12 protein-coding genes and 1 pseudogene are annotated in these 14,020 nt (G+C 62.9%); 6 read left to right on the forward strand and 7 right to left on the reverse strand.

Going from position 1 to position 14,020, the window contains the following annotated elements; translation table 11 throughout:
* A pseudogene (locus EN906_RS07085) lies at positions 1-497 on the forward strand (NAD(P)-dependent oxidoreductase); the annotation flags it as partial.
* The gene (locus EN906_RS07090) at positions 494-1,300 is read left to right on the forward strand and encodes an SDR family NAD(P)-dependent oxidoreductase (RefSeq protein ID WP_127267632.1); all 807 of its coding nucleotides are present in this window, start codon (positions 494-496) and stop codon (positions 1,298-1,300) included. The pseudogene EN906_RS07085 and the gene EN906_RS07090, both read left to right, overlap by 4 nt.
* Here the strand turns inward: EN906_RS07090 and EN906_RS07095 are convergent.
* The 6 genes from EN906_RS07095 to EN906_RS07120 form a co-directional block, all read right to left on the reverse strand.
* Entirely contained in the window at positions 1,297-2,367 is a 1,071-nt protein-coding gene (locus EN906_RS07095; RefSeq protein ID WP_127267631.1) for a Gfo/Idh/MocA family oxidoreductase, read from the reverse strand. The two genes, EN906_RS07090 and EN906_RS07095, sit on opposite strands and share 4 nt — an antisense overlap.
* Before the next feature lies 1 nt (position 2,368).
* Positions 2,369-3,277 carry a carbohydrate ABC transporter permease gene (locus EN906_RS07100; protein WP_127267630.1) on the reverse strand — a complete coding sequence of 303 codons (909 nt, stop codon included), beginning with the start codon at positions 3,275-3,277 and terminating at the stop codon, positions 2,369-2,371.
* Positions 3,277-4,212 (reverse strand): sugar ABC transporter permease, encoded by a 936-nt coding sequence (locus tag EN906_RS07105; protein WP_127267629.1) that lies wholly within the window; start codon positions 4,210-4,212, stop codon positions 3,277-3,279. The genes EN906_RS07100 and EN906_RS07105 overlap by 1 nt, the downstream gene beginning before the upstream one ends.
* Positions 4,209-5,147: a sugar phosphate isomerase/epimerase gene (locus EN906_RS07110; protein ID WP_127271269.1), complete on the reverse strand. Its 939-nt coding sequence runs from the start codon at positions 5,145-5,147 to the stop codon at positions 4,209-4,211. The genes EN906_RS07105 and EN906_RS07110 overlap by 4 nt, the downstream gene beginning before the upstream one ends.
* 110 nt (positions 5,148-5,257) lie before the next feature.
* Entirely contained in the window at positions 5,258-6,610 is a 1,353-nt protein-coding gene (locus EN906_RS07115) for an extracellular solute-binding protein (RefSeq protein ID WP_127267238.1), read from the reverse strand.
* 259 nt (positions 6,611-6,869) lie between these two features.
* Positions 6,870-7,655: an SDR family oxidoreductase gene (locus EN906_RS07120; protein WP_127267237.1), complete on the reverse strand. Its 786-nt coding sequence runs from the start codon at positions 7,653-7,655 to the stop codon at positions 6,870-6,872.
* A 98-nt stretch (positions 7,656-7,753) separates the two neighbouring features.
* Between EN906_RS07120 and uxuA the strand changes: the two genes are divergently transcribed.
* The 4 genes from uxuA (at position 7,754) to EN906_RS07140 (ending at position 12,973) form a co-directional block, all read left to right on the forward strand.
* Positions 7,754-8,938, forward strand: a complete 1,185-nt coding sequence (gene uxuA / locus EN906_RS07125) for a mannonate dehydratase (RefSeq protein ID WP_127267236.1) — start codon at positions 7,754-7,756, stop codon at positions 8,936-8,938.
* A 316-nt stretch (positions 8,939-9,254) separates the two neighbouring features.
* Positions 9,255-10,274 carry an isopenicillin N synthase family oxygenase gene (locus EN906_RS07130; protein ID WP_127267235.1) on the forward strand — a complete coding sequence of 340 codons (1,020 nt, stop codon included), beginning with the start codon at positions 9,255-9,257 and terminating at the stop codon, positions 10,272-10,274.
* Between the two features lie 332 nt (positions 10,275-10,606).
* Complete coding sequence (locus tag EN906_RS07135; protein WP_127267234.1) at positions 10,607-11,926, forward strand: LLM class flavin-dependent oxidoreductase; 1,320 nt, start codon at positions 10,607-10,609, stop codon at positions 11,924-11,926.
* Positions 11,927-11,953: 27 nt separating this feature from the next.
* Positions 11,954-12,973 (forward strand): NADP-dependent oxidoreductase, encoded by a 1,020-nt coding sequence (locus EN906_RS07140; RefSeq protein ID WP_127267233.1) that lies wholly within the window; start codon positions 11,954-11,956, stop codon positions 12,971-12,973.
* Positions 12,974-13,043: 70 nt separating this feature from the next.
* Here EN906_RS07140 and EN906_RS07145 read toward each other — a convergent pair.
* A partial coding sequence (locus EN906_RS07145) for an aminotransferase class III-fold pyridoxal phosphate-dependent enzyme (protein WP_127375114.1) occupies positions 13,044-14,020 on the reverse strand: 977 nt, incomplete at its 5' end.

The following is a 14,020-nucleotide window of genomic DNA, read 5'->3' on the forward strand; positions in this document are numbered from 1 at the left end:
CTGTTCGACCGCCCTATCTGCCGGTCGACCTGAACCATCCGGTCGGCGCGCAGGACCCGTACGGCCTGTCGAAATGGCTGGGCGAGGAAATCGTCGACGCGGCGGTGCGCCGCGGCGCCTTTTCGGCGGTCAGTATCCGCATGCCGTGGATCCAGACGCCGGGTTCTTTTTTCGAGGGCGTCGGGCCGCGCCGCGCCACTGCCGACAGTGCCCGCGACCTGTGGGCCTATCTCGATGCGCGCGACGCCGGGCAGGGCTTCCTGCGGGCGCTTGAATGGCAAGGCGACGGCCATCTGCGCGTCGTCCTGAGCGCCGCCGACACATTCATGGAAGAGGAAACCGAAGCGCTCGTGCGCCGGGTCTACCCTGATGTCCCCCTGTCACGGCCGATCGCCGGTTTCGGCGCCGTGCTCGACACGATCCATGCGCGCGAAACGATCGGCTTCGAGCCAAGCCATTCGTGGCGTTCCTATCCGAAGCCGGAGGCCGGACAATGAAACGGTTCGAAAAACAGAATGTTCTCGTCACCGGCGGCGCCGGCGCGATCGGCAGCGCAGCGGTGCGGCGTTTCCTTGACGAAGGCGCGCGGGTCGCCATTGTCGACCGCAATGGCGCGGCGGCGCAGCAACTGGCTCGCTCACTGGGTGAAAACGCCATTGCCATCGAAGCCGACGTCACCGACGAAGCGGATGTGCGGCGCGCCGTCGAGGCGACCGTCGAGACGTTCGGCGGCCTCGACGTGGTGTTCAACAATGCCGGCATTTCCGGCGTCGTCGCTCCCGTTCACGACCTGCCGGTCGAGGACTGGGATACGACCATCCGCATCAATCTGCGCGGCATCTTCCTCGTGCTGCAGGCTTCGCTTCGGGCGATGATCAAGGCCGGGACCGGTGGCTCGATCGTCAACATGGGCTCGTCCATGGCCGGTTGGGACGTCCTTTCGGGGGGAGCTGGCTATGTCGCTTCCAAACACGGCGTGGTCGGCCTGACGCGGGTCGCGGCGCTCGATGCCGCGCCCTATGGCATACGCGTCAATGCCATCTGCCCCGGCGTGATCGAGACGACGCTTGGCGTGCCAGCTTCCGGCAACGGCGAATTCAAGAGCAGCGTTCAGCATTTCGCCGACCGCATTCCGTTGCGCCGCATCGGCCAGCCGGACGATGTCGCGGCCGCCGTGGCTTTCCTGGCCTCCGACGAGGCGAAGCACGTCACAGGCGTGGATTGGCTGATCGACGGCGGCCAGACCTTGCAGAGCTGGGCCAATGCCCCTGATGGCGGCGCGTTTCCGAAATTTCGCTAAAGTCTTTTCGGCGGCATTGCCTGGATAATCCGGATGGCAAGATCGAGATCGGCGAGCCCGCCCGAAAGCGGCGTGCGCGGTTTCGCGCCGGCAAGGATGCAATCGGCGAAATGCAGCCACTCGCGGCGGAACGACGTATCAGGAACGCCAGGCAGAACGCGTTCGGATGCAGCCTCGCCTGTCGTTTCACGTAGCCGGACAGTCGCCGAGGCATTGCGGAAATAGGGGTTCTGGAATTCGATCCGCACCTCGTCGCGCTCGCCATGCACATGGATCCACTCGTCCCACCATTCATACTGGGCAAGTGCCATGTCGAAGAGGCAAGGGACGCCGCCATAGTCGAGCACGGCCAGCAACTGGTTCGGGCCGGTCTGCTGTGCATGGACGACGCGGTCGGGTGTGCCGAAAGCACCGCGCATGACGGCAAGGTCGTGGCTGGCGAGGCTGAGCAGTACAAGATAGAGATCGCGATAGCCGGCATGGTCCACACCGAGCGCCGCCTCGATGCGCCGAGCGACCGTTTCGCGCCCCGCCGCCAACACATCGGCCGGCACGTCGGTGACCCTGGTCTGCGTGTAGAGTTGGCCATAACGGTCGAAGCGGCCGGCGAAATCGTGGACATGGATCGACTTCGGCCGGCCGATGGCGGCGATGCGCTCCAGCCCGGTCTCATAGCCGGGATCATAGAATTTCATGTAGCCGACAAGGGCGACGAGGCCGCTCCGCTCGGCCTGCTCGACCAGCGGGCGCGCCTCCTGCGGCGTGAAGGCAAGCGGCTTCTCGACGATCAGGTGCTTGCCGGCGCGGATTGCATCGGCAACCATCTCGCCATGATCGTAGGTGCAGATCACGACCGCATCGACATTCGGGTCGGCAAGCAGCGCGCGATGGTCGGTATATCTGGCAGTGACGCCATAATGTTCCGCGACCTTGTCGGCCGTGCCGGGAGAGATGTCGCACAAGGCGGCGATGCGAAACGCCGGCAATTCCATCAGATAAGGCAAGTGCATCAGCTGGGCGATCTCGCCGCAGCCGATGACGCCGACGCCAATAACGCGATCCTGCATGTCAACCCTTCACGGCGCCGGCTGTCAGGCCGGCGATGAACTGCCGTTGCATGGCGACAAAGACGACGATCACCGGCAGTGTCGTGATCGTCAACGCGGCGAAATAGAGCGTCCAGAGCGAGTCGTATTGCTGGAAGAAGCTGACCAGTCCAAGCGGGATGGTCTGCACCGAAGGGTCGCGCAACAGCAGGAAGGCCAGGAAGAAATCATTCCAGATCTCGATGAAGCCGAAGATGAGGATCAGCGCAACGCCCGGCCGCACCAGGGGCAGCATGATGTGGATCAGGATCTCGAGCCGGCTGGCGCCATCGATGCGCGCGGCATCTTCGAGGTCGGCCGGCAATGTGATGAAGAAGCTGCGTAGGATGAAGACCGAAAGCGGCAGCGACGTCGCGGCATAGATGAAGGCAATGCCGAGCCGGCTGTTTATCAGGCCGAGATCGCGCGCCACCAGGAACAGCGGAATGGCCATCACCTGCGGCGGCACCAGCATGGCCGCAACCGCGACTGCGACCACAAGACCGCGTCCGGGGAAACGAAGACGCGCCACCGCATAGGCGCACGGCGTCGCGACGGCCACCAGAATGATCAATGCCGAGCCGGTGACGAAGATGCTGTTGACGATGCGCGATCCCATGCCGGCGATCCGCCAGGCATCGGCATAGTTCTGCAGCACCAGGCTCGATGGCGGACCCCAGACATTGCTGAGCATTTCCTGCTTGGTCTTGAGCGAACCGAACAGCACCCAAAGCAGCGGATAAACGGTCTCGAAGAGCACGAGGACGAGCGCGGCATAGATGCCGCCAAGTTCGAGGATGCCGCGCATGCCGAGGCGCTGCATGAGCCCGCGACGGCGAGAGCCGGCGGCGCCATCGTCCAGCGAAATTGGAGGGTTGGCGGCTGCTCTCATCAGACGTCGAGCCTTTGCCTGCGCATCAGGGCCAGCAGGCCGACACTGGCCAGCCCGACGATCATGAACAGCACATAGCCGATCGCCGCGGCGTAGCTCATGGCGCCGTCCTGGAAGGCCTTGCTCATCATGTAGGTGAGCACCACTTCGGTGGCGTGGTTCGGGCCGCCCTTGGTCAGGACATAGACGATGTCGAAATTGCGCACGAAGGCGCCGGAAAGGCCGAGGATGGTGTTGATGAAGATGATCGGCATCATCATCGGAACGGTGACGTGCCGGAAACGCTGCAAGGGGCCGGCGCCGTCCATTTTCGCGGATTCATAAAGTTCCGAGGGGATCGTCTGCAGCCCGGCCAGATAGATGACGGCATGGAAGCCGAGCCATTTCCAGACATCGACGACGATGATCGAGTAGAGCGCGATGTCGGCGTCGCCGAGCCATGATCGTTTCAGCCCGGCGAGGCCAATGAGATCGAGCCCGCTGTTGAGCAGGCCGAAGACGGGATTGTAGATCCAGGACCAGAGCAGGCCGACGGCAACGAAGGACATCGTCACCGGGACGAAAGCGGCGGCGCGGAAGAAGGCGCGGCCAAGCAGCGCCCGGTTCAGAAGCAGCGCCAGCCCGAGGCCGAGCGCGTTCTTCAGGACCACGACGGCAACGACGAAAATCAAATTGTTGCGCAGCGCACCGAGGAAAATGCGATCGTGCACGAGGCGCTTGTAGTTGGAAATACCTGCCCAGGTCGGGTCGGAAAACCCGTCCCAATTGTGCAGGCTGAGCCAGAAGCCGTTGACGAACGGCCAGAGGTAGAAAAGACCGAAGAGGATCGCGGCGGGCAGGATCATGACGAATGCGACCGCCCCGTCCCCGGCATTGAAGCGCCAGGTGCCGGATCGGCTCGAAACAGGAGCCTCCTCTTGCGGTCGCGTGCTCATGTGGCCTTCGCGCCTTGCGGGGTCAGCACCAGCCCGAGCGTGTCCCTGACATAGGCGATGCTCTCGAGCGTGCTTTGCTCTGCCGTTTTCTTGGACGCATCCAGCTCGATGATGGCGAGGCCATCGTAGTTTGCATCCAGCAGGACGTCGACGATGCCAGCGAGATCGACGACCCCGGCGCCGAGCTCGCAGAAAGCGCCATAGCGGTCATAGCCCTTCAACGCCGGATCGACCCTGGTGTCCTTGAAATGCATGTAGCGCACGGCGGAAATGTAGGTCCTGACCGCGTCGACCGGATCGGAATTGGTGTGGGCAAGATGCGCCGGATCGATGCACAGGCCGGCCAGGTCGGTATCCAGTTCATCCATCATGCGGTCGAGCTGGTCGCGGCGCTCGATGAAGGTGTCGAGGTGCGGGTGATAGACCGTCTCGATGCCAAGGTCCTTTGTCCGCCTGCCGATATCCTCGAGCGCCCGGCAAAAGGCGCGGTAGTCGTCGGCCGTGTGCGCCCCGGCAGCGGCTTCCGAGGGACCGCCGCCGAGAACCAGCACCGGTGAGCCGAAGCCCTTCAACATCCTGGCCAGCGCGACGAGCACGTCACGTTCATAAGGCCAGGCGACAGGGTTGGTGAAGATCGCATTGACGTAGAAGGAGGAGAGCTTGATGCCATACTCGCTCTGGCCTTCCGACAGCAGCGCATAGCGCCGCAAGATGTCGGTGTCGGTGGTCACTCCCATCGGCGCCTGGTTGCCGAGCTGCATGTATTTGCGGGCGTACTGGTCCGACAGGCTGGTGAAGGCGAGGATCTCGAACCAGCCGAAGCCCTGGTCGGCGAGAAACTTGATGGCCGGCCTGAGCGGAAGGCCGGTCAGGTCCCAGCTGTTCAGATGATAGCCGATCGAGAAGCGCTGCCGTTCGGCGCGATGTGTCATCATGTGTTTTCTCCGATGGGCGAGGCTGCCCGAAGCAGGCAGCCTCTGTTTTTCTTGCCTGGCACATCAGCCCGGCTGGATGGGCGCTCGCTTGCAGGCGCTACTTCAGGGCCTCATTTGGGCGGCCAGCTGCCCTGGGCCTTGAGGTCATCGAAGATGGTCTGGATCGATGCGGCGGCGTCTTCGGGCGTCGTGGTGCCGCCGACGATGCCGGCGATTGCCGAAGACGTGGCGCTCGCGACCTCCGAGGGCCAGATCCAGTCGAGGAACTTGATCGTGTTCGGGAAGGCTTGCTTGCGCAATTCGACGGCATAGGCATCGTCGACCTGCGGCACGCCCTTGATCGAGGCCGCGATCGGCTGTTCCGGCGCGAGGTAGAGCGTCGCGACTTCAGGCCGTGTCAGATATTCGATGAATTTGACCGCGGCATCGAGCTTCTCGGGCGGGATCGAGGAGGCGACGCACATGCCGTTGTCGGCACCGCCGCCATGGCCGGGCGCTCCCGGCGTTCCGTCCATTTTCGGAAAGGCGAAGACGCCCCATTTGAAGTCCTTGACGCTCGACTGGAGCGACGGGATTTCCCAGGTGCCGCCATAATACATGGCGCTCTTGCCGGCGGCGAACGCCGCACGCATGCCGTCCTGGTCGACGGAAAGCGAATCCTTGGAAAGGATGCCATCATCGACCCATTGCTTGATCAGCTTGAAGCCCTCGACATCGGGCGCGTCGGTGAACTTGGCCGTACCCTCGAGGTTCTTCTGCGTCTTGCCGACCGGGTCGCCCGAGGCCTGCGAGAAGGTCTCGAAGTACCACATCGGCCACATCACGGTGTTCGAGCCCTGATGCAGCAGAGGGATCACGCCCTCGGTCTTGAACTTCGGCACGGCTGCCTTCAGGTCGTCATAGGTTGGCGGGACAGGAATGGCGAGCTTCTGAAAGAGATCGACATTGTAGAAGATCGTCGATGTCGACAGCGTCGAGATCGGCACGCCGTAGACTTGGCCGTTGACCGTGAAGGCGCCAAGTGCAGCGGCGTCGATCCTGTCCTGGAACGGCTTGATCTTGTCGGCAATCGGCATCACCAGTTTGCGCCTGACATAGGCGCCATTGGTGTAGAAGGCCGGGCAGGCGATCAGGTCCATTTCCTGGTTTGCAAGTTTTGCGGTCATCACGCGCTGAATGGAATCGGTTTGCGGCCCCTGGGCATCCCATTCGACGGCGGCGACGTCGGGGTTGGCCTTGAGGAAGCCGTCGATGACCTGTTGCTGGATTTTCTTTTGCTCGTCCGGCGGTTGACGCGGCGCGAGTTCGTCGAGCGCCGAGCCGCCGAAAATCTTGAGCGTGATCCCGTCGGCGTGGCCGATGCCGGGCACTGTGATCAGGCCGAGACCTAGCAGTGCGGTGGCGAGGATGGGAGCGGCGGGACGTTGTTTAGGACGATGGGTCACTCTCTGCTGAAGGGGCATCTGGCTCTCCTTTACGCCAATGCCGAGGGGCAACCTCGGGACCAATATCGTTGATGGTCATATGATCTTGGTCGCCTGTTGATGTTTTTGTCAATCGGCAACAATGCCTATTATTTCATCGATCGCACCGCCCCCTTTCATGTTCGGCGTGGCCCGTGCGGTGTTCAATTTGCTTGGGCATTGATCTGCAAGAAGATCGGCAAACCAATTGTCGGATGCTGGCTGCTCCCGGTGACGGACAAGCCCCAATCTTCGCAATCTACTTCACGCCGATGCCGGCGGTCAGGCCGCCATCGATCTTGTAGTCCGCGCCAGTGCAGAAGCCGGCCTTCGACGAACACAGGAAAGCGATGAGTTCGGCCACTTCCTCCGGCTCGCCGATGCGTCCGATGGGGTGCGCTTCGCCGAAGCGCTTGTAGGCGGCCTCGACATCGGCATCCGTGCCGTTCTGCCCGCGGGCGGCCTTCTCCAGGATTGGGGTGCGGATCGAGCCCGGGCTGACGGAATTGACGCGGATGCCGGAGCGCGCATGGTCGAGGGCCAGGGCACGCGTCAGCGTGTGGATGGCGCCCTTGGTGGTGGCATAGGCGGCGACGTTTTGCTGGCAGGCAAAGCCCTGCACCGAAGCGACGTTGACGATGGCGCCGCCGCCCATGCGGACCATTTCCGGGATGCCGAAATGTGCGGTCAGATAGATGGACCCGACATTGACCGACATCGCCCTGTTCCAGGTCTCGAAATCGGTGCTGGTCGCGGTTCCGTACGGATGCACCGCCGCCGAATTGACGATGATATCGAGGCCGCCGAACCGCTCCACGCCGGCCGCGACCGCGTCGCGAACCTGATCGGGCACGGAGACGTCGGCGTCTATGACCAGCGCCCCGGCTGCGGAGCTTTCCAGTTCCGCTTTCAGCGCAGTATTGGCCGCGCGGTCGATGCCGCAGGCGACGATCGCAGCACCCCCTGCAGCGAGGCGTCTGGCGGTTGCGAGGCCAATCCCGGTCGTGCCCGTCACCAAAGCCACCTTGCCGTCGAAATCCTTCATTGGGAAAACTCCTTCATTCGCTGTCCGAAACCGTTCCTAGTTTGACACCCATTGTGGTCCAACAATAGGTTGCCATCCTCTCGCAGAAGGAAGCGGCTATGGAACAGTGCTGGCGCTGGTATGGACCGAACGACCCGGTAACGCTCGATCATGTCAGGCAGGCCGGTGCGACCGGCGTGGTGAGCGCCTTGCACGATATCTATGACGGGCGCGCCTGGCCGCTCGAGAGCATTCTGGAGCGCAAGCGTGTCATCGAGGCCGCCGGCCTGACATGGTCGGTGGTCGAGAGCATTCCGGTCCACAATTCATTCAAGATCGGCGCGCCGGAACGCGAGCGCTATGCCGGCTACTATCGTGACTCAATTCGCGCGCTCGCCAAGGCCGGCATTGCGACGGTCTGCTACAATTTCATGCCGGTGGTCGACTGGACGCGCACGGATCTCGCCTATCGGCTGCCAACGACAGGTTATGCGTTGCGTTTCGACGCCATCGATTTCGCGGCCTACGATTTGTTTGTGCTGAAGCGCGTCAATGCCGAGGCCGGCTATACCCCCGCCCGCATTGCCGAGGCGGAAGCGCGGCTGAAGGAATTGAGCAGCGAAGCGATCGACAGGATCGAGCGCAACCTGATCACCGGCCTGCCTGCGACCGAGCGCAGCTATGACAGGGACAGTTTTCGCGAGGCCCTGGCGGACTATGATGCGATCGGACCGAAGGAGCTGCGCGACAACCTTGCCTGGTTCCTGCGCGAGATCATTCCGGTGGCCGAAGAGGAGGGGGTGCGCATGTGCATCCATCCCGACGACCCGCCCTTCTCGCTCTATGGCCTGCCGCGCATCGTTTCGACCGCCGAGGATGCGCGTTTCATCCTCAACGCCGTCGACAGCCCCGCCAACGGCCTGACGTTCTGCACCGGCTCCTATGGCACGCGCGCCGACAACGACATCGTCGCCATGGTCAAGGAGTTCGCCGACCGCATCCATTTCGCCCATCTGCGCAACATCACCATCGAGGATGACGGCTCGTTCCACGAGGCCGAGCATCTCGAGGGCGGCACCGACATGGCGCATGTTATCCTGGCTCTGATGCAGGAAGAGGCGCGCCGCCGTCGGGAAGGCCGCGCCGACTGGCGCATTCCTATGCGGCCCGACCATGGCCATCTGCTCGCCGACGATATCGGCAAGACCAGGCTCAATCCTGGCTATTCGCTGATCGGCCGGCTGAAAGGCCTCGCCGAGCTGCGTGGCATCATGCGCGCCATCGAGCGGTTCGAGCTGGCTTGAATGCGCTCCGGCCGGTCGGCTGGCGGATTTACAGGCGATCACGCGCGGTTGCGCTTCCGCTGTGACTTATACGATGTCGCACTGGAAAGTGCGGCCTACGAGAGGCATGGCGGGTAAAGCACGTGTCGGGAAATTATTTGCCGGCAGTTCACAATATGCAGCGCTGACGTTCTTCCATTCGGGCCAGATTGGACTTCCTGTTGCTTTGATCGGCACGCCTTGCGTGTCACTTTGAGATGCATTCATTCTCGAAGCTCTTGCCGGTGGTCGCTTCTATTTCTCCTAAGCCAAGGCAGAGAAAAGAAGGAACCTGAGCATGCCCAGAATTGTGCCGGTGCTCGATCTGAGCCGTCTCGAACAAGGTGCTTCCGAGTATCGTACCTTTCTCCTGGACCTGCGCACGGCGGCTCGGGACGTCGGCTTCTTTTACCTCAGCGGCCACGGAATTTCGGCCTCGGAGATCGACGACGTGATCGACGCCTCGCGCCGGTTCTTCGCGCTGCCGGAGGCCGACAAGCTGGCGATCGAAATGGTCAAATCCCAGCAGTTCCGCGGCTATACCCGCGCCGGTGGCGAACTGACCAAGGGCGCGGCCGACTGGCGTGAGCAACTCGACATCGGCGTCGAGCGCCAGCCCATAGCGCAGGGACCTGGAATTGCACCGTGGACACGGCTGCAGGGGCCGAACCAGTGGCCGCCTGCACTGCCGGAGCTCAAGCCGGCACTGCTTGCATGGCAGGCCAAGGCGACCGCGGTGGCGATTCGGCTGTTGAAAGCCTTCGCGCTATCGCTCGATCAGCCCGAGGACGCCTTCGACGCGATCTACCGGGACTCGCCCAACCATCGTATGAAGATCGTTCGTTATCCCGGCCGTGACGCGACCGAAGGCGACCAGGGCGTCGGCGCGCACAAGGATGGCGGCTTCCTGACCCTGCTGCTGCAGGACGACAACAAGGGGCTGCAGGTCGAATATGACGGAAGCTGGGTGAATGTGGATCCGCTGCCCGGAACGCTGGTCGTCAACATCGGCGAACTGCTCGAACTCGCATCGAATGGATATCTGCGGGCCACCGTGCACCGCGTCGTGACGCCGCCTGCCGGCGTCGAGCGGATTTCCGTTCCCTTCTTCTTCAGCGCGCGGCTCGATGCGACCATCCCGCTTCTCGGCCTTTCCGAGGAACTGGCGGCGCAGGCGCGCGGACCGGCAAGCGATCCCGACAACCCCTTGTTCCGCGATGTCGGCACCAATGTGCTCAAAAGCCGGCTGCGTTCCCATCCCGACGTGGCACGCCGCCACTATGCCGATCTTCTGGAGACTGGAACGGTGGGTTCGTGACGGTCGCCTGGCACGAATTTTTGCCGTTTGGCATGTTTTTTGGAATGCCATTCGTCGCCAAGGCTTGGAAATAAGCTCAAAAAGGTAAAATCGTTCGGCGGTTTCCTCCCATTTCGCCGAACGGTGTTCCCCTCTGAAGGTTTTGACCTTCTTTTTGGCCGGGCCGTATTCGAGCCCGGCCTTTTTTGTCCTGGGGTATCAGGCGCAAAACTGAAATGCTGCAAAAGCCCGGCGCAGCGGAACAGAATACCTTCCCGAGTTGGGCTGACCGTCCGATCCTGAGAAGGATTCGAGCACTGTGCTCGACTGTATCGATCGGCGGAACATCTTTCATGACACGAAAACAACTGCGCCTCGGCGCCTTCATGCGCCCCGTCAGCCTGCACACCGGCGCCTGGCGCTATCCGGGCGCCTATCCCGACGCCAATTTCAATTTCGCGCATCTGAAGCGCTTCGCCCAGACCCTGGAAGCGGCGAAGTTCGACGCCTTCTTCATGGCCGACCATCTGGCCGTTCTGAACATGCCGATCGAGGCTTTGCGGCGCAGCCACACGGTCACCTCGTTCGAGCCGTTCACGCTACTGTCGGCGCTCGCCGCCGTCACTGACCATATCGGGCTGGTCGCCACCGCATCGACGACGTTCGACGCGCCCTATCATGTTGCTCGCCGCTTCGCCTCGCTGGACCATATCAGCGGTGGACGCGCCGGCTGGAACATCGTCACCACGTCCAACCCTGACGCGGCGCTGAACTTCGGCCTCGACGAGCATGTCGAGCATGATGAGCGCTACCGGCGGGCGCGGGAATTCTACGATGTCGTCACCGGCCTGTGGGACAGCTTTGCCGACGATGCCTTCATCCGCGACGCCGAAAGCGGGTTCTATTTCGATCCGGCCAGGCTGCATGTGCTCGACCACAAGGGCGAACATCTCTCGGTGCGTGGGCCGCTCAACATCGCCCGGCCAATCCAGGGTTGGCCGGTCGTCGTCCAGGCCGGCGCGTCGGAGGCTGGACGCCAACTGGCGGCGGAGACAGCGGAGGTCATTTTCGCCGCCCATGCGGATATCGCGGCGGGACAGCGTTTCTTTGCCGACGTCAAAGGCCGTGCGGAGAAACTCGGCCGCTCGCGTGACGACATCAAGATCCTGCCTGGCGCCTTTGTCGTTGTCGGCGACAGCGTCGAGGACGCGCAGGCCAGGCGGGCGAAGCTCGACAGCCTCGTCTACTACGAGAGCGGCATCGCCTCGCTGTCGATCGCGATCGGACACGATGCGTCCGGATTTGACCCGGACGCGCCCTTGCCCGAAATCCCCGAGACCAATGCGAGCAGGAGTGGCCGCGAGCGCGTCATCGAACTGGCACGCGAGGAGAACCTGACCGTCAGGCAGCTTGCGCAAAGGCTGGGCGGCTATTCCGGCCTTGCTTTTGTCGGCACGCCTGAAACAATCGCCGACGAGATGGAGGAATGGCTGGTTGCCGAGGGCTCTGACGGGTTCAACATCATGTTTCCCTACCTGCCGGCAGGGCTGGATGATTTTGCCGAGAAAGTGGTACCGGAATTGCAACGGCGAGGCATCTTCAGGCGGCAATATGAGGGGTCGACACTGCGCGAGAATCTCGGCTTGAAGCGGCCGCCCAACCGGTTTTTCTAGTAGAACATCCTTCGCGGAGAGGTCTCCATGTCAATCCAGTCCAACACCCGCATCGTGCTCGCGGCGCGACCGCAAGGCCGGCCGAAGCCGGATCATTTCCGCATCGAGACGGTTGACCTTGACCAGCCGGGAGAGGGCGAACTGCTGTTGCAGATCCTTTATCTGTCGCTCGATCCCTATATGCGCGGTCGTATGAACGCCACCAAATCCTATGCCAAGCCGGTCGATGTCGACGGTGTGATGGAAGGCGGCACCGTCGCGCGTGTGATGATCTCTCGCCATCCGGAATTTGCTGAAGGCGATATCGTCCTGTCCCACTCCGGATGGCAGAGTTTCGCCCTGTCCGACGGTGTCGGGCTGCGCAAGCTCGATCCCGCGGCTGCACCCATAACAACCGCGCTCGGCGTGCTCGGCATGCCGGGCTTTACGGCCTATGCCGGTCTGCTCACCATCGGGCAGCCGAAGCCTGGCGAGACGGTCGTCGTCGCGGCCGCCAGCGGCGCGGTCGGGTCGGCCGTTGGCCAGATCGCGCGCATCAAGGGTGCGCGTGCCGTCGGCATTGCCGGCGGTGCCGAAAAGTGCGCCTTCGTGCGAGAAGAGCTCGGCTTTGACGCGGTCGTCGATCACCGGGCCGACGATTTTGCAGAGCAGTTGAAGGCAGCTTGCCCCGGCGGCATCGACATCTATTTCGAAAATGTCGGCGGTCCTGTCTGGGACGCGGTGTTTCCGCTGCTGAACGAATTTGCGCGTGTGCCGGTCTGCGGGCTGATCGCGCAGTACAACGTCATCGCGGATGCCGGCACCGACCGGTTGCCGACATTGATGCAGCAAGTGCTGCACCGCAGCCTGACGATAAGGGGTTTTATCCAGCGCGAATTTGTCGACCAGCGCCCGGCCTTCTATCGCGAGATGGCCGAATGGATAGCGTCCGGCCGCGTCCGCTACAGGGAAGATATCGTGGACGGCATCGAAAATGCGCCTCAGGCCTTTCTCGGCCTTCTCGAAGGCAGGAATTTCGGCAAGCTGATCGTGCGTATCGCGGAATAATTGTTGCACAACGATGAGCCGGGGCTGCCGAGACAATCGCTGTCGCAGCCCGGCGCGGCGCCTTTTTTGTTCACCACATCATGAAGGAGGCGACGTCCGCATCCGAGACCTTGCCGGCATTCACGTCAGCGATTGCCTGGTCGACGATCGCGACGCCCTCGGTCATCTCGTCTTCCGTCAGCGTCAGCGGTGGCATGAACTCCAGCACATTGGCCCTCAACCCGACATAGGTGAAGGCTGCACCCAACTCATAGCCGCGATAGATGATCTTGGCCGTGGTCGCCGCCGCAACCGGCTCACGTGTCGTGCGGTCCTTGACCAGGTCGACGCCGATGGCAAGCCCGCGCCCGCGCACGTCGCCGATGATCTCGTGTCTGTCGCCAAGCGCCCGCAATGCGTCGGAAAACAGCATGCCGATCCGCGCCGAGCGCTCGACCAGGCCGTCCGTCTCGATCGTCTTCAGCACCGCGTTGCCGGCCGATGTCGCCACCGGATTGCCTGCGGTTGTCTGCAGCGCGAAGGCCGGCGCATGGTCCATGATCCCCTTAGGGCCGATCACGGCCGACAACGGCAAGCCACCGCCGATGCCTTTGCCGAAGACGACGAGGTCCGGCGTCAGTCCTTCATGCTGGAAGCAGTGCATCATGCCGCTGCGAGCGAGCCCGACCTTGACCTCGTCGACGACAATCTTGATGCCGTGCCTGCGGCAACGCTCCTGCAATGCCTTGAGAAAGCCGGGCGGCGGCACGATCAGCCCGCCATCCGACATCAACGGCTCAATGAACACCGCCGCGACCTGATGCGGCGGGCAGGTGGTCTCGAACTGGTAGTCGAGCAGGGCAAGCACGTCCTCGCTGCTGAAATTCGGGCGGTACGGATCGGGATAGGGCAGCAGAAGCACGCCCGGCCGGGGCAGCGTGTGGGTCATGGCGGTATGGCCGCTGATGCCCATCGAGCCGGAGAGATTGCCGTGATAGGAACCGATGAACGAGATGAAGCGCGAGCGGCCGGTGGCTGCCTGCAGCACGCGCACCGCGCAGTCATTGG

The organism is Mesorhizobium sp. M7A.F.Ca.CA.004.06.1.1 (genome assembly GCF_003999135.1).
Taxonomy (GTDB): Bacteria; Pseudomonadota; Alphaproteobacteria; order Rhizobiales; family Rhizobiaceae; genus Mesorhizobium.

Coding starts and splice junctions, on each gene's coding strand:
- EN906_RS07090 (WP_127267632.1), top strand. CDS start 494: ATGAAACGGTTCGAAAAACAGAATGTTCTCGTCACCGGCGGCGCCGGC.
- EN906_RS07095 (WP_127267631.1), bottom strand. CDS start 2,367: ATGCAGGATCGCGTTATTGGCGTCGGCGTCATCGGCTGCGGCGAGATC.
- EN906_RS07100 (WP_127267630.1), bottom strand. CDS start 3,277: ATGAGAGCAGCCGCCAACCCTCCAATTTCGCTGGACGATGGCGCCGCC.
- EN906_RS07140 (WP_127267233.1), top strand. CDS start 11,954: ATGTCAATCCAGTCCAACACCCGCATCGTGCTCGCGGCGCGACCGCAA.
- EN906_RS07120 (WP_127267237.1), bottom strand. CDS start 7,655: ATGAAGGATTTCGACGGCAAGGTGGCTTTGGTGACGGGCACGACCGGG.
- EN906_RS07130 (WP_127267235.1), top strand. CDS start 9,255: ATGCCCAGAATTGTGCCGGTGCTCGATCTGAGCCGTCTCGAACAAGGT.
- EN906_RS07105 (WP_127267629.1), bottom strand. CDS start 4,212: ATGAGCACGCGACCGCAAGAGGAGGCTCCTGTTTCGAGCCGATCCGGC.
- EN906_RS07135 (WP_127267234.1), top strand. CDS start 10,607: ATGACACGAAAACAACTGCGCCTCGGCGCCTTCATGCGCCCCGTCAGC.
- EN906_RS07115 (WP_127267238.1), bottom strand. CDS start 6,610: ATGCCCCTTCAGCAGAGAGTGACCCATCGTCCTAAACAACGTCCCGCC.
- uxuA (WP_127267236.1), top strand. CDS start 7,754: ATGGAACAGTGCTGGCGCTGGTATGGACCGAACGACCCGGTAACGCTC.
- EN906_RS07110 (WP_127271269.1), bottom strand. CDS start 5,147: ATGATGACACATCGCGCCGAACGGCAGCGCTTCTCGATCGGCTATCAT.